The sequence below is a fragment of the Pectobacterium peruviense genome (genome assembly GCF_003312355.2).
In the GTDB taxonomy this organism is placed as follows: domain Bacteria; phylum Pseudomonadota; class Gammaproteobacteria; order Enterobacterales; family Enterobacteriaceae; genus Pectobacterium; species Pectobacterium peruviense.
Map to the genome: position 1 here is coordinate 3,225,856 of NZ_CP161826.1, position 19,995 is coordinate 3,245,850.

Here is a 19,995-nt window from a genome sequence, read left to right on the forward strand (position 1 = left end):
GTGATTAAAGTGAAGAAAGCCTTAAACAACAGCATGCTGTTAGTCGATCATGAACAGCAGGAGATGATTCTGTTGGGTAAAGGCATCGGATTTGGTGCCAGACCCGGTTCTTTGATTGATGTGACGCACGTTGAGCAGGTTTTCATTCCGCTGGAAAATCTGAAATCGCGGCATTTTCTTTCTTTGACCGACACCATTCCTGCGGCTTTTTTTGACGTTACGCAGGAGATCGTCACGCTGGCGCAAAGTCAGTACGCCGAAAAACTGAATTCGGTGCTGTTCTTTACGCTGGCGGAACATCTCTATTTTGCGGTTGAACGCAGTAAAACGGGCAACCACTTCATCAATAAGCTCAGTTGGGAAGTGAAACGCTATTACCAAAAAGAGTACGCCATCGGGATACAGGCAAAAGATTGCGTGTCGGCGCGCTTTAACGTCACGCTGCCTGATGATGAAGCCGTCAACATTGCGTTTCACTTGATTAATGCCGCTGGCAGCGCCGAAATTGCCGATGCGCATCAGCAGGTTCAGCTGGTGAATCGTCTGGCAGACATTGTCCGCTATAAATTAAACAAGAATATTGATGTCAACACCGTCGATTATCTCCGTTTTATCACCCATCTTCGCTATTTCTCCGAGCGAGTGATTGCGCGCAAAATCGCGCCCGGACACACGGACGATTTCTATCAGGAGCTACTGAAACACTATCCTGAGGCGATGGCTATTTCCTGGGCCATCCGAGATTACGTTCAGGAAAAATACCAAATGGCCTTACCGAAAGACGAACTCACCTGGCTGACTATTCATATCAGCAGGCTGGCCGCAAGTCAGACGCCGTAGTCATCGCTTTACTCAAGACAGCAAATCATCACTGTTTTTATCAATATGCCCACAAGTAAAACGCTGATTTCTCCTGATGCACGCGTAGGTTGACCCTCATCACGATAGTGAATAAACCGCGTTAATGAGATTGCAAACAAGAGTGATTATCATATATTGTTTTAATCGCCTGCCGAAAATATCTCCTTATTTTATTAATCTATGCATCACATTTACTCTGGAGAAGATAATAACATGTCAAAAACGCTGTCTGTTCTGCGCAAAAAAGCGCGCCTGCTCACGCTGGCCTCATCGCTGATGGTGGCCTATGCATTGCCAGCTGTCGCCGCAGAAGATTCCCTGACCCTCTACACCACGCGCGAGCCAGGGCTAATTCAGCCGCTGCTTGATGCCTTCACCAAAGAGACGTCTGTCAAAGTAAACACCGTGTTCATCAAAGACGGCATGCTGGAACGCGTGAAAGCGGAAGGCCAAAACTCACCGGCGGACCTGCTGATGACCGTTGATGCTGGCAACCTGATCGATCTGGTAGAAGCGGGTGTCACGCAGCCGATTCAGTCCAGCACGCTAACCGACGTCATCCCTGCCGCGCTGCGCGATAAAGACAACCAGTGGTTTGGCCTGTCGATGCGTTCCCGCGTACTTTATGCGGAAAAATCACTGCCGCTGACCGGCATTACTTACGAAAATCTGGCCGACCCGAAATGGAAAGGCAAAGTATGTATCCGTGCGGGTCAGCACCCTTACAATACCGCGCTGGTAGCAGCAATGATCGCACACCATGGCGAAGCTAAAACCGAAACCTGGCTGCGCGGTGTGAAAGAGAATCTGGCACGTAAAGCCACTGGCGGTGACCGCGATGTCGCACGCGATATCCTCGGCGGTATCTGTGATGTGGGTCTGGCGAATTCTTATTATGTCGGCCACATGAAGAATGCCAAAGAAGGAACCGATGCCCGTAAATGGGGCGATGCCATCAAAGTGGTTCAGCCTACCTTTGAAAACGGCGGCACGCACGTCAATATCACTGGCGCAGCCGTTGCACGCCATGCGCCGCATAAAGATCAGGCCGTGAAGCTGATGGAATATCTGGTTTCCGCACCAGCTCAGCAGCTCTACGCGCAGGCGAACTATGAATACCCAGTACGCAAAGGCGTCACGCTGGATTCCACCATCGGCAGCGCGATTGGTGAAGTGAATGTAGATAGCATTCCGCTGACTGACATCGTTAAATTCCGTAAACAAGCTAGTCAGTTGGTAGATAAAGTTGGATTCGATCAATAAGACCGGCTCGTCAACCCTGCGCGGCGCCTTCGGGCGGCCGCGCCTCTTTTTTTCTCCGCTTCGCATCGCCGCCGTCGTCATTGCGCTTGGCGTACTGGCTCCGCTGGTTTCTCTGCTTTGGCTAGCGGCGGGGGCGGGCGTTGGCCATTGGGATCACCTGACGCGCTACGTGCTGCCCGATGCTGCGCTAAACACGCTGATTCTGCTGGTCGGCGTCGGCGCATTAGTGATGGTGATTGGCGCGGGCTGCGCCTGGCTGGTGACCGCATTTGATTTCCCCGGCAGGCAGTTCGTTAGCTGGGCGCTGCTGCTACCACTAGCGATGCCAACTTATATTGTCGCGTTTGCCTGGCTCGATCTACTGCACCCTATCGGCCCGATTCAGGAAGCGATCCGCAGTATTCTTGGTTATGACAGCCCACGCCAATTCCGCCTGCCGGACCTGCGCTCCATGACGGGCGCGATTCTACTGCTCGGGTTGGTGCTCTATCCGTACGTTTACCTGACCATGCGCGCCATGTTTATCAGCCAACCCGCACACCTGCTGGAAGCCGCACGCACGCTGGGGTTGAGCGCGACGGGCACCTTTCTGCACGTTGCCCTGCCGATGGCACGTCCTGCGCTGGCCGTCGGCACTAGTCTGGCGTTGCTGGAAACGCTGAATGATATCGGCGCGTCCGAATTCCTTGGGGTGAATACGCTGACCGTGACGGTCTACACGACTTGGGTCACCCGTTCGGATTTACCCGCTGCGGCACAGATCGCTTGCACCATGCTAACGGTGGTCATCCTGCTGCTGACGCTGGAATATTATGGTCGGAAAAACCAGCGCTACGGCACCAGCCGACAAATGCGCGGCATCATACCGACACCATTGAAAGGCGTCCGTGCTGGGCTGGCGACCTGCGCAGCCACGTTACCGATTCTGCTTGGCTTTATCGCCCCAGCCCTCTTTCTCGCATGGGAAAGCGCAAAACGACTGGGCGATAGCGTGACGATCTCCGCGGGCCTGATACAGTCGTTACAGAACTCGCTGCTGCTGGCCGTTGGTGTCACGCTGGTCGTTACCGTCGTTAGCCTGATTATTGCGTGGTATGCCCGCCATTCTGCCATCACTGACCGAACGCCAGAGCGACGCCGTACCCTATTGAGAATCGCCTCACTGGGCTATGCCGTTCCCGGTACCGTATTGGCGATCGGCTTGCTGACGCCCGGTATGGCGACGGATAATTTCCTCGCCGACCTAATCGGTTATAAAGGATTACCGCTGCTTTCCGCCGGTATCCTGCTGGTGGTCTGCTGCGCTATTCGCTTTATGGCGATTGGGATAGGCGCGCTTGATGCCGGGCTGACACGCATTCCGCCCGTGATGGAACAGGCGTCGCGTCTGCTGGGTGAAAGCGAGTTGGTGACGTTTTTCCGCGTGCATCTTCCCCTGCTGCGCCCAGCACTGGTGACCAGCGCGCTGCTGGTGTTTGCCGACGCGATGAAGGAACTTCCTGCGACACTGCTGCTGCGCCCCGTCAATTTCGAGACGCTGGCGACCGTCCTCTATGCCGAAGCGGCCAGAGGCACCTATGAAGAAGGCGCAATTGCCGCACTGCTGATTGTGATAGCTGGCACGCTCCCCGTTGTGCTGCTGGCACGCAGCCAGTTAAAAACATCGGTTGAGAAAGAATGAAAATCATGAGGAAGAGTCAAGGTGTCTGAGGCTACACTCGTTCTGAATAATGTCCACGTCGCCTACGGGCACAAGCATAATTTCCATCATGTGCTGAACGGTTTCTCCATGCAGGTAGTCGCGGGTGAGTTGGCCTGTTTGCTAGGTGCATCCGGATGCGGCAAAACCACAGCGTTGCGCGCCATTGCCGGTTTCGAGCACGTGACTCAGGGAACCATTCACGTCGGCGGGCGCTGCGTGGCAGGTCCAGACGTGCATCTACCACCGGAACAGCGCAATGTTGGGATGGTGTTTCAGGACTACGCGCTGTTTCCCCATCTGACCGCCGCACAGAACATTGCCTTTGGCCTGCGAAAACAGCCGAAAGATCTTCAGCAATCGCGCGTTCGCGCCATGCTTGAACTGGTCGATCTCGCCGCGTTGGGGCTGCGCTATCCACATGAGATGTCCGGCGGACAACAGCAGCGTATCGCGCTGGCACGCGCATTAGCGCCCCAACCTGCCGTGCTACTGCTCGACGAACCACTATCCAGCCTCGATCCCGACAGCCGCAAACGACTCGGTCAGGAAGTCCGCGACATTCTGCGCGACGCCGGACAAACCGCGCTTTTAGTCACGCACAGTGAACAGGAAGCCGAACTCATGGCCAGCCACATTGGCTATTTGAAAGAAGGCGCGTTGCAATGGCGGGAACAGCAGCGACATAATTTAAAAAATCACATGATTTAAACACAAGAAAAAACAGGGAGCACACCACAACGCTCCCTGCTCTTGTTTGTTACCAAGGCAGCATAACTACGCGTTGCCCTGCCTGTGTTTATCCGCGTATTCGGGGCTGTTAATCCACTGGTGATCTGCTTCCCAGGTGAAACGCCACTGGCGCGTGGGGCCAGCCATCACATTCAGATAATAGCTGTCATAACCCGCAATCGTGGCGACCGGATGGTAGCCGCGCGGTACCTGCACCACATCTCTATCGTATACCGCCATGCATTCATCTAATGAACGGTCATCGGTATAGACACGTTGCAGGCAGAACCCCCGCTCTGGATTCAACCGATGGTAGTAGGTTTCTTCCAGATAGGTTTCCTGCGGCGGATTATCGACGTCATGCTTGTGGCTAGGATAGGAGCTGGTACAGCCCTCGTCGGTGTACACTTCGACCACCAACAGGCTATCCGCCGCTTTATCCTCCGGCAAAATGTTATGCACGTAGCGCTGGTTATTGCCGACACCACGCTGCTCGGCGTCAATATCCTGCGGCGCGATCAGCCGGGTCGGATGTGTGCCGAACCCCGGTGCAGCGCACACTGCCAGCTCCAGCGCGGTGTGTGCCATCACCGTAATCGTTTCGCCAGCAGTGACATAAACCGCATAGGGCTTTCTACGCTCAAACGGGCTCATTCGGTCGCCAATCTGCTCGAAATGCTCACTCGGCGTGACAACGGTAGCTTTACCGCTGACCAGTACCAGACAGCGTTCGTTATCGCTGGCGGGTAGCGATAGCACCTGCTCCGGTGCCAGTTGGTACATATCGAACCCCACATATCGCCAGCCCGCCGTTTCCGGCGTGATGTGTTGCGTACGTCCGTGTTCATCAGGCGCACGATGACGAGATAAGAGTCGGGACATCTTGTTACCTCCTATACCACCACAAATCAGATCAATTCCGCCTGCTGAGCGAAACGTTGCAAGTTATTGTAGCCCAGCGTTGCATAGGTTAGCGGATGTGCGACGGCCGGATCCTGTTCCGCTTCAACAACTAACCATCCGCTGTAGCTATTGGCTTTCAGGATGCTGAACACCGCTGGATAATCAATGCAGCCATCGCCCGGCACGGTAAAGACGCCGCTCAACACTGCGTCCAGAAAGCTGGTTTTGCGGTTTTTCACGTCTTTCAGCACGTCTGGGCGGATATCTTTGCAGTGAACGTGATTAATACGGTTAATCCAGCGTTTCGCCACCGCCACCGGATCGGCCCCCGCGAACGTCAGGTGACCGGTATCCAGCAGCAGCCCGACTTCCGGCCCGGTGTGTTCCATCAAATTATCCACGTCCTGCGCACTTTCAATTACCGTACCCATATGGTGGTGATAAGCAATCTGCACGCCCTGACTTTGCGTGTAGCGCGCAAATTCGGTCAGCTTTTTGCCATATTCCGGCCAGCGTTCTTCAGGGAAACGCGGACGCAGATGAACCGGTTTCTGCTGATCGCCGTGAATCGCGCCCGTCACTTCTGCAAACACCAGCACCGTCGCACCGAGATCGCGTAACAGCGCCAGATGCCCCTGCACCGCTTCGATTTCTTCTTCTACTGAGCGGGTTAGCAGTTCACCGGAGTACCATCCAGAAACTAAGCGCAAGTCGTGCGCTTGCAGGATTGGCCCCAGCACGCTGGCCTGACGTGGGAACTTGTTACCTAATTCAAAACCGGCGAAGCCCGCCTGCCGCCCTTCAGTCAAACAGGTTTCCAGCGGCGTGTCCGCCCCCAGAGAAGGCAGATCGTCATTTGTCCAGGTGAGTGGATTTATACCAAGTTGAACAGTCATGTTATTTTCCCTTTATTCGATCACATAGAAACGGGTTAACCGCGCTGACGCCAGACGGCGATCAGTTGCAGGTAGTTATGTTTAACTTGCTCAATCAATTCGGCGTCATCGATCTCATTGCGCAGCCACTTTTGCGCAGGCTGGGCAAACAGGGTGCGCCCGACGGCAAACCCTTTCACGATCGGGAAATTGACGGCGGCGCTAAAGCCTTGTTGCAATGTTTCCAGCGGCGCATCCAGCCCAAGGATGACCACGCCGCGACAGTAAGGATCGCGCTGCGCCAACAGAGGCGTGAGTTGCTCCCAGCCTTCGGCGGACAGCGGTGGCAGTTTCCACCAGTCTGGCCGCACGCCGAGGTTATAGAAGCGCTGAATGGCGCGTAGATAAAGCGCATCGCTGTGCGCCATCCCTGCGGGAAGAATAACTTCGAGCAGCAGTTCATGGCCGGATTGACGGCAGGCCTGATAGACCTCCATCACCTTCATTTCCTGCTCGCGCCGCAGCGCGTGGGCATCTTCCGGGTGGAAGAACACCAAACATTTCACCACGTGCTCCAGCGGCCAGCTCACCAGCTGTGAGCCGATGTTGCCCCGCTCCATGATTAACGGACGCGACCCCGGTAGCTCAATCGGTCGACCAATCCACCAGCCTTTTCCGGTGATATCATTCAGCGCATCCTGACCGAACGTGCCGTCACACAGCAGACCCGCTTTGCCCTCCAGCCCCGCCTGCTGCGCCGCATCATAGCTGGCACGCAAAATCAGCTTCTTCAGCGCCGGAATACGACTGATTTCCGTGCCGCAGTTCAGCGCCATGTCTTCCAGTTGGCTGCGGTGATCGAACGCAATCACGCACAGTTCATTCCACTGTTTACGGCGTGTCGTAACGCGATGTAGATGGTTAAGCTCTTCATCCAGATCGGGACGCGGAACGCTCGCCGCACGGGCTAAATAGTTATCCAGTTCGATCTTGCTTGGCATTGCTGGCGCGCAGCCGTGGCGTGATACCACCAGCGCACCACAGGCATTGGCGTAAGCACAGGCTTTCTCCCAACCTTCACCGTTGAGATAGCCGCGTAGCAGGCCGGACATAAACGCATCGCCCGCGCCCAGCACGTTGAGAACATCCACGCGCACGCCTTTGATCGTAATGCCTTTATCCAGATGGTCGGGAATGGCATCACTAAACACCGAACAGCCCAGCGCTCCACGTTTGCACACCAGCTCCGCCTGCGTGTGCTGCCGTACCGTGCGCAGCGCCTGCAAGGTATCCGTGCTGCCGCCAGCTATGTGGAATTCCTCTTCGGTGCCGACAATCACGTCGAACAGCGACAGCACCTGCTGCAACTGTGCCGTAACCGCCTGCGCCTCAACAAAACGGGTTTCGCCATCGCCCAGCGACGTCAGCCCCCATAGCACCGGACGGTAGTCAATATCCAGCGCCGTCTTCACTCCGTTGCGCCGCGCATATTGCAGCGCTGTTAGCACCGCGGCACGCGTGTTGGGATGAGAGAGATGCGTGCCGGTAATCGCCAGACAGCGGGACGATGCGATGTAATCTTCGGTGAAATCCTCCGACGAAATCGCCATATCAGCGCAGTTGTCGCGGTAGAAAATCAGCGGAAAGGTATCGCGATCTTTGATTCCCAACAGCACCAGCGCCGTCAGGCGTTCCTTATCGGTAATCAAATGGCTGGTGTCACAGCCGACCTGATTCAGCTCTTCACGTAGGAAACGCCCCATATGCTCGTCGCCCACCCGCGCTAGCATGGAAGAACGTAACCCCTGTCGCGCCGTACCGTAAGCCACGTTGCCGGACGACCCGCCCAGATACTTGGAAAAACTGCCCATATCTTCCAGGCGCGCGCCGATTTGCTGCCCGTACAGATCGACAGCAACGCGCCCCATGCAAATCACATCAAACGTCTTTTCCTTACTCATAGCAGCAAGCCCTGTAAAAAAGTCGCGTAAAAAAAGCCTTAATTAGCCCACCTCGTCCACGTTCACCCAGCGCGCCGTTTCGTGTGACTGCACTATCGCATCCAGAACTCGCGATACTTTCCAGCCCTCTTCGAAATCCGGCCATAGGGGGACGTCAGCCGCAATACCGTCGATCAGATCGCGCACTTCCACTGTTTTCTGATCGTTAAATCCAATACCGTGTCCGGCGCTGGCACAGAAGGCCGCGTAATCAGGGTGTTGTGGCCCGGTCAGCAGCGTTTTAAATCCCTGCCGATTTTCCGGCTCGTCATGCCGATACAGCTTCAGCTCCGCCATGCGTTCCTGCGTGAAACTCAGCGTGCCTTTGGTGCCGGTCACCACGTAGGTCAGACCCATTTTTCGGCCGCAGGCGATACGCGAGGTTTCAATCACGCCGCGTGCGCCGCTGGCAAACCGCACCATGGCATGTGCCTGATCTTCGTTCTCCACCTGTACCCACTCGCTGCTGCCCGATGCCGTCGGACGCTGCGCAATTACCGTTTGCAGATCGCCACAGACGCTGGCGATATCACCAACCAGATACTGCGCCATGTTGACGATGTGCGCCGCCAGATCTCCTAATGCCCCCAGCCCTGCCGTTTCTTTAAAGCAGTGCCAGTCTGCGGGTTTGTTCGGATCGGCCAGATAATCCTCATTGTGCGTACCGTAAAAATGCACCACCTCGCCAATTTCGCCGTTGGCGATAATTTCTTTGGCCAGCTGTGAGGTCGGGTTCTTCATGTAGTTGAAGCCCACCAGCGTTTTCACGCCCGCCCGCTGCGCAGCATCAACCATTTCTCTGGCATCACGCGCGTTCAGCGCCAGCGGTTTTTCCGAGTAAACATGCTTACCGTGCTGGATGGCCGCCATCGCCATCGTCTTATGCAGAAAGTTCGGCGCACAGATATCCACCACATCAATGTCGGGATCGGCCACCAGTTCACGCCAGTCCGCGGTTGAGCGCTGAAAACCGAACTCCTGCGCCCGTTTAGCCGCTAGTTCCGGCGACACTTCCGCCAGCATGGCTTTCACCAGATTCCCTTTCAGCGGGAAGACCGTCGGTGCCTGCGCGTAGGCGATGGCATGCGCACGCCCGATATAGCCAGTGCCGATTAACCCAATGCGTACATCCTTCATATCCACCTCGGTGCAAAAAAGATTCGGTACAGGCGCGGATTAGATAGCGCCGCGACGGCTCTTGGCATAGGTGTCGAACGCCACGGCCAGCACGATAATCAACCCGGTGATAATCTGCTGGTAGTAGGCCGATACGTTCATCAACACCAATCCGTTAATCAGAATACCCATGATGATCGAGCCAATAATCGTGCCGCTGATCCGGCCATAGCCGCCCATCAGCGAGGTGCCGCCAATCACCACCGAGGCGATGACGCGCAGTTCGAAGGTGATCCCCGCGACGGCTTCTGCGCTGCCGAGACGAGCGCTGAGAATAAAGCCCGCCAGTCCGGCCAGGCAGCCAATCACGACGTAGACGCTGACCAGTACACGCTGCACATTCACACCAGCCAGTCGCGCCGCTTCGGTGTTGCCGCCGATGGCGTAGACGAAGCGTCCCCAGCGAGTTTTATGCAGCGCCAGATAGCCCAGCAAGGCGACCAGCGCGAAGATCCAGATCGGCACCGAAATACCGAGGATCTCTCCCCGTCCCCACCAGCGATAGCCGGGATCAAAGCCCGCAATCGGCGCACCGTCGTTCATCACCAGCGTTAATCCGCGCCAGATGGTCATCCCGCCCAGCGTGACGATGAACGGTGGCAGACGCAGTTTGGTCACCCCTAAACCATGCAGGAAACCAATGAAAGTGCCCATTGCCAGACAGACGCCCAACGCGACCAGCCAGCTCAAGCCGTACCAGGCATCGGGATCGACGGTGGTGAAGTTGTCGCCTTTAATCACTGAGGCGGCAGTGATCGCACATACCGCCAGAATTGAGCCAACGGACAGGTCGATCCCGGCAGTCAAAATGACGAACGTCATCCCTACGGCCATGATGCCGTAGATGGACACTTCGGTAAGGATGTTGGTGATGTTGCGTTCGGACAGAAAGTTGCCGTTCTGCGACTGAAAGAAAATCAGCAGCAAAATCATGAAAATAAACACGCCAAAGCGTTCAAAAAAAGCAATCGGGTCAAAACGTCCGCGCGTATTGGACGGCGTAATGGTCTTAGAAAGCGGCTGCTGGGACATGCGTCACCTCCGTTATGCTGCGTGTAATGCGTCGTGGCAAATGGCCATCATCGTCATCAGTTTTTCTTCTGTGGCGTCATCGCCATGAATTTCCCCGCTGATCCGCCCTTCACTGAGCGTGATAATGCGGTCGGAAATCGCCATGATTTCCGGCAGGTCGGAGGAAATAACAATCACGGCGACGCCCCGTTTCGCCATATCGAACAGCACCTGATGGACTTCGGACTTGGTGCCGACATCAATGCCGCGCGTGGGCTCATCCACGATCAATACCTTGGGGTTCAGCGCCATACAGCGGGCAAGAATCACCTTTTGCTGGTTACCACCCGACAGCTTGCGCACCTCTTGATCGCTATTCACCATCTTGATGTGCAGCGCCTGACGGTAGGCGTCAATCAGATCGTCTTCTTTACGGGGGTTCACAAACCAGCGCCAGCGCATGAGCGACGAGAGATTGGAGAGCGAGATATTTTCCCTGATCGATAACCCCAGTACCGCGCCCTCTTTCTTGCGGTCTTCCGGCACCAGAGCAATACCCTGCGACAGCGCATGCAGCGGCGTGGACGGATGATAAGGCGCGTCATCCAGCACAAACTCACCGGTAGAGAACCCATCGGCACCAAACAGGCAGCGTGCGATTTCCGTGCGCCCTGCACCGACCAGCCCAGCAATGCCGAGCACCTCGCCCTCATGCACCTGAAAGCTGATATCTTTTAGCGCAATGCCGTGCGCATCCAACGGCGGTTTTTCCCGGCTTAAGCCCTTCACCGCCAGACGTACCGGCTTATCCTGATGATGCGTCTCGGAAGGCGGGCGACGGTTAAACACCACGTCACGCCCCACCATCAGGCGAATAATTTCCTGCACGTTGGTGCTGGCAACATCCCCAGAACCGGTGTAGCGGCCATCCTGAAACACGGTAAAGCGGTCGCATAGTTGGAAAACTTCATGCAGCCGATGCGTCACATACACCACGCTCACACCGCGACCTTTTAGCTCACGTCCCACGCGGTGCAGGCTGTCGACTTCGCTATCGCTCAGCGCCGCCGATGGCTCATCCATCACAATCAGTTTGGCGTTCAGCGTCAGCGCTCTGGCGATCTCCACCATTTGCTGCTGCGCTACACTCAAACGCGCCACCTGCGTCGTCGGCGCAATATTCAATTTCAGGTAATCCAGTACCGCTTTCGCCTCACGATTGACCGCCAGCGCGTCGACAAATAATCCACTGCGCTGCGGTTCACGCCCTAGGAACATGTTTTCCGCCACGCTCATATTCGGCAGCAGATTAAATTCCTGATAAATGGTGATAATTCCCCGCTTTTGGCGTTCAACCGGTGATTCGAGCGGTAACAGCTGCTGGCCGCCAAACCAGATATCGCCACTGGTCTGCGGCTGCGCCCCTGCCAGCGCTTTTAACAGCGTCGATTTACCCGCGCCGTTCTCTCCCAATAGCGCGTGAATTTCTCCCGGCTGTACGGTCAGTTGCGCATTGCTCAGCGCCCAAACGCCAGAGAAACTCTTTGCCAGATTGGTGATGTTCAGTAGGGGTTCCGTCATGCGTACCTTCCTCCCGCAAGGCCGCACGGATGCGGCCTGCTGAATACCTTTTATACCCGTAATACTTCAAGCTGCATGTGCGTTGGCTTCGTTCACTCACCCGAATCACTTACCTGAGTAAGCTCATCGGGATTCCCTCTCTTGCCGCCTTCCTGCAACTCGAATTATTTGGGGTATATGATTTAACAATGGCGTGGGAAACGATTTATTTACCCGCTTCACCAATGCGCTCGGCATCGTTCAGGTTATCTTTGGTAATCATGGTCGGTTGGTAGTCTGCCCCGGTGATAGGCGCTTTACTGCGGATGTTATTGGTTAACTGTGTTAACGCAGTGGTCACGGCATAGCCAGGACGCTGATCGGCGGTCACCGCCAGCCAGCCGTCACGTACGCGAGCCAGCGCTTCCGGTACGGCATCAAATCCCGTCACCAGTACCTCGCCGGGTTTCAGACCTTGCCCCTGTAACGCTTCAATCGCGCCCAGTGCCATGTCGTCATTCGCGGAGAGGATCACCTGCGGACGTTTCGGCAGTGAAGGAAAAACACTTTCCACAATGCGCATCCCTTCAGAACGCATCCAGTTTCCCGTCTGGTCAGCCACAATGTGGTATTTGCTGCCACCCGCTTTCAGGCTGTCGCGAATCCCCTGCGTCCTTTCGATGTTAGAAGAAGAACCCGGTTGACCAGTCAGCAAAATGATCTCTGCCCCATCCGGGAACTTGGTTTTGACATAGTCGGCGATAGCCTGGCCGCCTTTGTAGTTGTTGGCACCAAAATGCGGCACCGCTTTTTCCGTTTTCACCGAACGATCCAGCGTCACCACCGGCAGCTTGGCATCCTGAATTTCGGTCACGGCGCTGGAAACCGCATTAACGTCATTTGGTGACACCACGAAGCCCTGCGCACCACGCGTGATGGCATTCTCCAAATCGGCGGCCTGCTTCGGCGAGCTACCCTGCCCATCCAGAACCTGCAAATTCACGCCCAGTTCTTTGGCGGCTTTGACAGCAGTGCGCTGCATGTGAACTTCAAACGGCATAGCGAGATTCGGCGTACTGAAAACGATTTGTTCATTTTGGGCCTGAGCAAGACCAGACAGACCCAGTGCGATGGCGATTGCGGTAACGCTAATGATCTTTTTCATATGTCTTTTCTCTGCTTCTGTTATGGGTATAGGTGTAGGGTTGAAAGCAGGTAAAACGCGCTGTGCCGATGCGGTTACACGGCGACCTCCTTGCCCTGAGCCAGTGATTCAAACGCTTTATCCGCCAGATTCAACGCGCGTTCACCGTCCAGCCCGGAGCACTCAGGCTGCGTACGACCATTCAGCACATCGACAAAGTGCTGCCACTCTGCCGCGTAGGCCGCGTGATAGCGTTGCAGGAAGAAATATTCAGGTTTCGCGGACAGACAACCGTCATCCGTCCACTGCTCGACTACGTTTTCACGGATGTTGCCTGCGGTGAGCACGCCTTTCGCGCCGTGTAACTCAAGGCGCTGATCGTAGCCGTAGCCCGAACGGCGGCTGTTGACGATGGTCGCCATCGCGCCAGAAGCAAATTTCAGCACGATAAATGCGGTATCAATGTCGCCCGCCTCACCAATCGCCGGATCGACCAGATTGCTGCCTTGTGCAAAGACCGACACCGGCTCTTCGCCCATAATGAAGCGCGCCATATCGAAATCATGGATCGTCATATCGCGGAACATACCGCCGGAAACGCGGACATACTCGGCAGGCGGCGGGGAAGGATCGCGGGAGATAATCAGGAGAGATTCTGGTTTGCCAATATTGCCTTCGCCAGCCAGCGTTTTGACGCGGCGGAATTGCGGGTCGTAGCGGCGATTGAAGCCAACAAATAATGGCACGTTCTGCTGTTTGACGACGGTCAGGCAGTCGCGAACGCGGGCAATATCCAGATGTACCGGTTTTTCACAGAAAATGGCTTTGCCATGCTTAGCGGCCAGCTCAATCAGGTCGGCGTGCGTGTCAGTCGCGGAGGCAATCAGGACGGCGTGCACGGCTGGGTCGTTCATGACCTCGTCAACAGTTTGCACTTTGGTATGGTAACGTTCTGCCAGCACCGTGGCATTTGCGGGGTTGGGATCGACCACCGCGTACAGGTTGGTTTCTTTGTGTGCCGCGATGTTCACTGCGTGGACCTGACCGATACGACCCGCGCCCAATAAAGCGATGTTAAACATAGATGCTCCCTTGCTACCTGAGTGGTATTTAACGCCAGACTGATAAAGTGACGGGCTAACGGCTAGTCTCTTCTCTCCATCCCCATCACTCACTTTTTACCGCAAATCCCGACAGCTAAAATAAAACATTTATTTCAGTTTTGTATAAATTGAAAATTATGTTTTTGCGCGCCAGTTAACATTTTCATGACATCTTCGCTGTTTTCTGCAACCACAATCACACATCGGGTGAGAACGTTTATGGGGATATACATGACTATCAGCGGATCGGTCAGGTGCTGGCGTACAGCAGGAGGGAAAATGAAACCGTGGTTTGAAAATGAAATAGATATTTCAAATTATTCCCTCCCATTGCATTCCAACATATCGGAGATGCAACTACAGGGAGTCACCAAGGATTTTGCCCTTATCCGGCGTAAAAATTATGCTGAGGAGATAGCGGGCGTAGGATGAGCCGCAGGACGCGGCGAAAGCTTGCGCCACGTCGGGAACGTGTCGCAAGCGGTCCGTTAAGCCAGATACCGACGAAGGCACCGCGTTAGCGGCATGATTTCCGCCCAAAAGCCTGGGGTCAAGGGGCAGCGGCAACTGAGTAACCGTGTTGCCGGTCAAGCATTTTTATGAGTCGTCATCCCATAATTTTTGTCATAGGGCTGCTGCGTATGCAGCACGCCATAACACAGATGCACCAGTTTCCTCATCGCCGCCCCTATCGCCACCATCTTCGCTTTTCCTTTTAGCCGCAATCTTTCATAGAGCGCTCTCACATGACTGTTCCAACTGATAGCCGCTATGGCTCCCATATACAGCTTTGCCCGGATGCCCGGCGGCCCTATTTTAGACAATCTGGCTCTGCCACACACCGAGGTGCCTGAACGTCTCTCTACAGGGATAACCCCCAGATACGCCGCCACCTGTTCCGCACTCCTGAAGTGATTACCCCGGATGATGGCTAACATATTCCACCCGATTTGCTCTCCAACTCCATCAATCGATTGCAGAAGTTTCAGGTCGTTTTTTAGCCTGGGATGCTTATCTATATGCTCCGCTATCAGGCGTTCAATCCTTGCCAGCTCATCCTTTAAATTTCGTTCAATCGACTCCAGCGAGGTCAGGACTTCTTCCGGGGCCACTGTGGATTTCAACGTGCTCAGCCGATTTTCTACGCGTTGTTTATCATCAAGCACGCTATCCCTGTGCTGCAATAATGCCCTGAGTTTTCTTATTTCTTGCGAAGGCGGAACCCAATTTTCTGGTTGTTTCAGGTAGCCATAGCACGCCAGAACATAGGCATCCACTTTATCCGTTTTCGTCAATATCCCCATTCCTTTGGCAAATTCACGCACTCGATGGGGATTTGCCACTGACACAAGAATGTTAGCCAGATGAAGGCCATAAGCGAGGTGTTCGTGATAAATGCCCGTCGCTTCCATGATGATATGAGCTTGGCTCGGTTCACATTTTTGCAGGGTTAACCATTGAGCCAAAGCCTGTGCTGAGTTGGGGCCATTGGGTAACACTTTCGTCTTCCGTTTACCTTTAATGCCATCAACCAATAAGCACACATCGATAAAACGTTTACTGATATCAATGCCGACGTAATACATAATGTCCCCCCTTTCACTGAAGCCATCACGCCCGTTCCGCTTGTACATTCAGAGTCAGTGCTCTGGGTAACCGTTCAATGTTAATGTTGGCGTGAAAGGTGAAACAGAGGGCTTAAACTCAATCGCAAGGTTATAGCCTTGGCGCCCCTTGGAAGCTCACTCTGTTCCATGTAGTGATAGCTAATCACTACATGAGAAAGATACAAGCCGTCCCTTGTCGGGCGCGTGCTACGGGGTAGCATGAAAATGACGGCACTATCGCGCACGAAACCGTCTCTTAGTCTTCATAAAAATGTGACTAAGAGACAGTGACGCAGGGAAATTCACCTAATATTGCCGTGCGCGGGAAAGCGCAGCTTTCACGCTACTGGCAGCAGACTCAATCTCTGGGTTGTCGGCGACCTGTGCCGTGCCCGTGCGCCACCAGGATTCATAGCCGTGCGTCATGGTCTTCGGCAGCACCTTGATATCGAGCAGTACCGGGCCTGCATGCTGACGTGATTCCGCCAGCGCCAGTTTGAGCGATGCCTCATCATGCACCCGCCACGCTTTGCAGCCGTAGCTTTCGGCGTTCTTGGCGAAATCCACTGGAATAAGCGCACCACGCAGTTGCCCCGATTCCGCATCGCGGTAGCGATTTTCCGTACAGAAGCTGCCCATTCCTTGACTCATTTGCAGGTTGTTGATACAGCCAAAACCTGCGTTGTCGAACAACAACACGGTGATTTTGATGCCCTCCTGTACCGCCGTTTGTAGTTCGGTGTGAAGCATCAAATAGGAGCCATCACCGACCATCGCGTAGACTGGCTGCTGTGGTGCCGCAAGGCGAGCACCAATAGCCGCCGCAATCTCGTATCCCATGCAGGAGTAGCCATACTCCAGATGATAGCTGTCCGGCGTTTTCACCTGCCACACACGCTGTAGATCGCCCGGCAACGAGCCAGCCGCACCAACCACAATCGCGTTATCCTCCAGTTCATCATTCAGTATGCCCAGTACGCGCGTTTGCGTCAGATGGGTATTCAACGTCTGACGGTATTCGTCCAACTTGTCTTCCAGACCATCTACCACTTCTGGCACCAGTTCACCCTTATCCTGCACGGTAAACAGCCGCTCTAGTTCGCGCTCCCATTCCGCACGAGCCAGTTCGACAGCCTGCTGCCAACCGCTACGATACGACACCGTTGCCAATCGTTCACTCAACGCTTCCAGCCCGACACGGGCATCAGCGATCAAGGGCAGCGCATCCAGTTTTAGTGCATCAAACTCGGCAACGTTGAGCAGCAAAAATTCGACATCTGGGTTCTGAAACAGTGATTTGGAACCCGTGGTAAAGTCGGTTAAACGCGTTCCAACCCCGATAATCAGATCCGCCTCTTGCGCCAGCCGATTCGCCGCCAGCCCGCCCGTGACGCCAATGCCGCCACAGTTCAGCGGGTGCGATGAAACAAGTGCGCCCTTGCCCGCCTGCGTTTCGCCAAAGGGAATCGCAAACTGCTCGGCAAACTGTGCCAGCGCATCATGTGCGCCGGAATAACGGACACCGCCGCCGCAAATCAGCATTGGACGACGTTTTCTCGCAATCAACGCCACGGCTTCATCCAGCCGCGCAGCATCCGGCGGACGACGTTCGAGGTGATGGACGCGCTTGCGAAAAAACGATGCCGGATAATCCCAGACTTCCGCCTGTACATCCTGCGGTAAGCACAGCGTTACCGCACCGGTGTCTGCCGGATCGGTCAGGACACGCATGGCGTTAATCAGCGCGCTCATCAGTTGTTCAGGGCGATTAATACGATCCCAATAGCGGGAAACCGGTTTGAAGCAGTCATTGGTGCTAATCGACAGATCGTGATATTGCTCGACCTGCTGTAATACCGGATCAGGCTGGCGGCAAGCGAAGAGATCGCCGGGCAACAGCAGCACCGGAATACGGTTAGCGGTGGCGGTCGCCGCTGCGGTCACCATATTCGCCGCTCCCGGCCCCACCGATGAGGTCACCGCATAGATTTTCCGCCGCTTGTGCTGTTTAGCAAACCCGACGGCGATGTGCGCCATTCCCTGCTCGTTGCACCCCTGATGCACGGTGAGACGGTTTGCCTCCTGCTCCAGCGCCTGGCCGATGCCCAGCACATTACCGTGACCAAAAATGGTCATGACACCCTGCACAAAAGGAGATTCTTCACCGTCTACGCTGATGTATTGCTGGTTGAGAAACCTGACCAGCGCCTGCGCCATGGTGATGCGACACGTATCCATTGATCTACTCCTTCACGTAAGGGAGGATTAAAACGACTGATCCCTGTTGCAATATCGAGATACACGGGTATACCACGGGGCGAGGCGTCCCTGCGGGAACCTCATCCCCGTGTTCCCCCTAAAACTACACATTATTGATACAGCACATTTTCAGCACTTGTTATCGTTACAAACGCAGCACAAAACACTTACGCGCCTCACTCCAGCGTGGGCATGATGAAGCTGCTGGTGTGGTGTTCCAGACGGACGCTGGCAGGCCAGCGGCTGGTGACGGTTTTCATGCGGGTGTAGAAGCGCACGCCGTCGTTGCCGTGGACGTTGAGTGGCCCAAAAATGGAGCGCTTCCAGCCGCCAAAGCTGTGGAACGCCATCGGCACTGGAATCGGTACGTTTACGCCAACCATGCCAGCTTGCACTTCTTCACAGAACTGGCGCGCCGTTTCGCCATCGCGGGTAAAAATAGCCGTGCCGTTGCCGTATTCATGATTGTTAATCAGCGTCACCGCCGCCTGGTAATCCGGCACGCGCACCACGGACAGCACTGGGCCAAAAATTTCTTCCTGATAGATTTTCATCTCCGGCGTGACGTTATCAAACAGCGTTGGCCCGATAAAGTAGCCTTGCGGATGCCCTTGGACAGACAGCGTGCGGCCATCAATGCGCAGCGTTGCGCCCTGATCGACGCCACTTTGAATATAGTCGGCAATTTTCGCCCGATGCGGCGCGCTGATTACCGGCCCCATTTCATTTTCCTGCCCGTCGACCAGACCCGGCCCAACGCGCATCGCTTTTATCTGCGCACTCAGACGTTGGTGCAGTGCTTCTGCTGTGTCATCACCTACCGCGACCACTACCGACAGCGCCATGCAGCGTTCGCCCGCCGCACCAAATGCCGCGCCCATAATCGCGCTGGTAGCCATGTCCATGTCAGCATCCGGCATCAGGATGCAGTGATTTTTCGCCCCACCCAGCGCCTGACAGCGTTTGCCGTGCGCCGATGCAGTCTGGTAAATGTATTCCGCCACTGGCGTCGATCCCACAAAACTCACCGCCTGCACGCGTGGGTCGGTCAACAGCACATCAACCGCTTCTTTGTCGCCCTGGACCACGTTAAACACGCCATCTGGCAGACCGGCTTCTTTCAGCAACTGCGCCAACAACAGCGAGAGTGACGGATCTTTTTCCGACGGCTTAAGCACAAAGGTATTACCCGTCGCCAGTGCAATCGGGAACATCCACATGGGCACCATCGCCGGGAAGTTAAACGGCGTAATCCCGGCGCACACACCGAGTGGCTGCATGAGCGAATGACTATCCACGCCAGTGCCAACATTCGCCGAGTGCTCACCTTTTTGTAGGTGCGGAATACCGCAGGCAAACTCAACGACTTCCAGCCCGCGCGTCACTTCCCCCACGGCATCGGAATAGACCTTGCCATGTTCCTGTGAAATCAGCCGAGCTAGCGTATCCATTCGTTCTTCCAACAGTGCCTTGAAGCGAAACAGGACGCGCGCACGGCGTAGCGGAGAGTGCTTCGACCACACAGGGAATGCCGCCGCCGCGCTGGCAATGGCCTGCTCAACTTCCGCCTTATCAGACATCACAACCTGGCGAATCTGCTCGCCCGTCGCCGGGTTATACACCGCCGCGTAGCGCTGGCTGTTGCTGGAGGCAATCGCCCCCTGAATGAAGTTAGATACGGTTTCCATGTTTACACCTTTGTGGGTTTTGAGGAGACAAACGGCTGACATCGGATTACAGTATATGAAATGAATATTCCATTTAATGGAAAAATAAAATAAATGTTGATTATTGTGATCCGC

Annotated in this window: 16 protein-coding genes; 5 read left to right on the forward strand and 11 right to left on the reverse strand. The window is 55.2% G+C overall.

All coding sequences use genetic code 11. The features are described 5' to 3' along the window. The 4 genes from DUT67_RS14580 to DUT67_RS14595 all read left to right on the forward strand — a co-directional run bounded on the left by DUT67_RS14580 (nucleotide 1) and on the right by DUT67_RS14595 (nucleotide 4,534). Nucleotides 1-840: a PRD domain-containing protein gene (locus DUT67_RS14580; RefSeq protein ID WP_113631819.1), complete on the forward strand. Its 840-nt coding sequence runs from the start codon at nucleotides 1-3 to the stop codon at nucleotides 838-840. A 234-nt stretch (nucleotides 841-1,074) separates the two neighbouring features. Then, nucleotides 1,075-2,124, forward strand: coding sequence for a Fe(3+) ABC transporter substrate-binding protein (locus DUT67_RS14585; protein ID WP_039296147.1), 1,050 nt, complete (start codon nucleotides 1,075-1,077; stop codon nucleotides 2,122-2,124). Continuing rightward, the gene (locus DUT67_RS14590; RefSeq protein WP_113631803.1) at nucleotides 2,108-3,805 is read left to right on the forward strand and encodes an iron ABC transporter permease; all 1,698 of its coding nucleotides are present in this window, start codon (nucleotides 2,108-2,110) and stop codon (nucleotides 3,803-3,805) included. The genes DUT67_RS14585 and DUT67_RS14590 overlap by 17 nt, the downstream gene beginning before the upstream one ends. 21 nt (nucleotides 3,806-3,826) lie before the next feature. Beyond that, nucleotides 3,827-4,534 carry an ABC transporter ATP-binding protein gene (locus DUT67_RS14595; protein WP_113631804.1) on the forward strand — a complete coding sequence of 236 codons (708 nt, stop codon included), beginning with the start codon at nucleotides 3,827-3,829 and terminating at the stop codon, nucleotides 4,532-4,534. Between the two features lie 66 nt (nucleotides 4,535-4,600). Here DUT67_RS14595 and iolB read toward each other — a convergent pair whose 3' ends face one another. The 8 genes from iolB to iolG form a co-directional block, all read right to left on the reverse strand. Beyond that, the gene (iolB, locus tag DUT67_RS14600) at nucleotides 4,601-5,437 is read right to left on the reverse strand and encodes a 5-deoxy-glucuronate isomerase (protein WP_113631805.1); all 837 of its coding nucleotides are present in this window, start codon (nucleotides 5,435-5,437) and stop codon (nucleotides 4,601-4,603) included. A 26-nt stretch (nucleotides 5,438-5,463) separates the two neighbouring features. Continuing rightward, nucleotides 5,464-6,354, reverse strand: a complete 891-nt coding sequence (gene iolE, locus DUT67_RS14605) for a myo-inosose-2 dehydratase (protein WP_113631806.1) — start codon at nucleotides 6,352-6,354, stop codon at nucleotides 5,464-5,466. 35 nt (nucleotides 6,355-6,389) lie between these two features. Then, a complete protein-coding gene (iolC, locus tag DUT67_RS14610) occupies nucleotides 6,390-8,294 on the reverse strand; it encodes a 5-dehydro-2-deoxygluconokinase (RefSeq protein WP_113631807.1) in 1,905 nt (634 codons plus the stop codon). Between the two features lie 42 nt (nucleotides 8,295-8,336). Further along, a complete protein-coding gene (locus tag DUT67_RS14615) occupies nucleotides 8,337-9,470 on the reverse strand; it encodes a Gfo/Idh/MocA family protein (RefSeq protein WP_113631808.1) in 1,134 nt (377 codons plus the stop codon). A 39-nt stretch (nucleotides 9,471-9,509) separates the two neighbouring features. After that, nucleotides 9,510-10,541 carry an ABC transporter permease gene (locus tag DUT67_RS14620; RefSeq protein WP_048259406.1) on the reverse strand — a complete coding sequence of 344 codons (1,032 nt, stop codon included), beginning with the start codon at nucleotides 10,539-10,541 and terminating at the stop codon, nucleotides 9,510-9,512. A gap of 12 nt (nucleotides 10,542-10,553) precedes the next feature. Then, nucleotides 10,554-12,101: a sugar ABC transporter ATP-binding protein gene (locus DUT67_RS14625; protein ID WP_113631809.1), complete on the reverse strand. Its 1,548-nt coding sequence runs from the start codon at nucleotides 12,099-12,101 to the stop codon at nucleotides 10,554-10,556. Nucleotides 12,102-12,306: 205 nt separating this feature from the next. Next, nucleotides 12,307-13,245 carry a substrate-binding domain-containing protein gene (locus DUT67_RS14630; RefSeq protein ID WP_113625552.1) on the reverse strand — a complete coding sequence of 313 codons (939 nt, stop codon included), beginning with the start codon at nucleotides 13,243-13,245 and terminating at the stop codon, nucleotides 12,307-12,309. Nucleotides 13,246-13,319: 74 nt separating this feature from the next. Beyond that, a complete protein-coding gene (iolG, locus tag DUT67_RS14635) occupies nucleotides 13,320-14,306 on the reverse strand; it encodes an inositol 2-dehydrogenase (RefSeq protein WP_113631810.1) in 987 nt (328 codons plus the stop codon). Between the two features lie 300 nt (nucleotides 14,307-14,606). Here iolG and DUT67_RS14640 point away from each other — a divergent pair, with 300 nt between their 5' ends. Beyond that, complete coding sequence (locus DUT67_RS14640) at nucleotides 14,607-14,759, forward strand: hypothetical protein (protein WP_189339471.1); 153 nt, start codon at nucleotides 14,607-14,609, stop codon at nucleotides 14,757-14,759. 155 nt (nucleotides 14,760-14,914) lie between these two features. On the opposite strand, the gene DUT67_RS14645 is transcribed toward DUT67_RS14640, so the two are convergent. From DUT67_RS14645 to DUT67_RS14655, 3 genes are all read right to left on the reverse strand, one after another. Then, nucleotides 14,915-15,913, reverse strand: a complete 999-nt coding sequence (locus tag DUT67_RS14645; protein ID WP_113628142.1) for an IS110 family transposase — start codon at nucleotides 15,911-15,913, stop codon at nucleotides 14,915-14,917. Between the two features lie 327 nt (nucleotides 15,914-16,240). Then, on the reverse strand, nucleotides 16,241-18,172 hold the full coding sequence (gene iolD / locus DUT67_RS14650) for a 3D-(3,5/4)-trihydroxycyclohexane-1,2-dione acylhydrolase (decyclizing) (RefSeq protein ID WP_113632197.1): 1,932 nt from the start codon (nucleotides 18,170-18,172) through the stop codon (nucleotides 16,241-16,243). Nucleotides 18,173-18,369: 197 nt separating this feature from the next. Beyond that, the gene (locus tag DUT67_RS14655) at nucleotides 18,370-19,881 is read right to left on the reverse strand and encodes a CoA-acylating methylmalonate-semialdehyde dehydrogenase (RefSeq protein WP_113632196.1); all 1,512 of its coding nucleotides are present in this window, start codon (nucleotides 19,879-19,881) and stop codon (nucleotides 18,370-18,372) included. Nucleotides 19,882-19,995 lie beyond the last annotated feature (114 nt).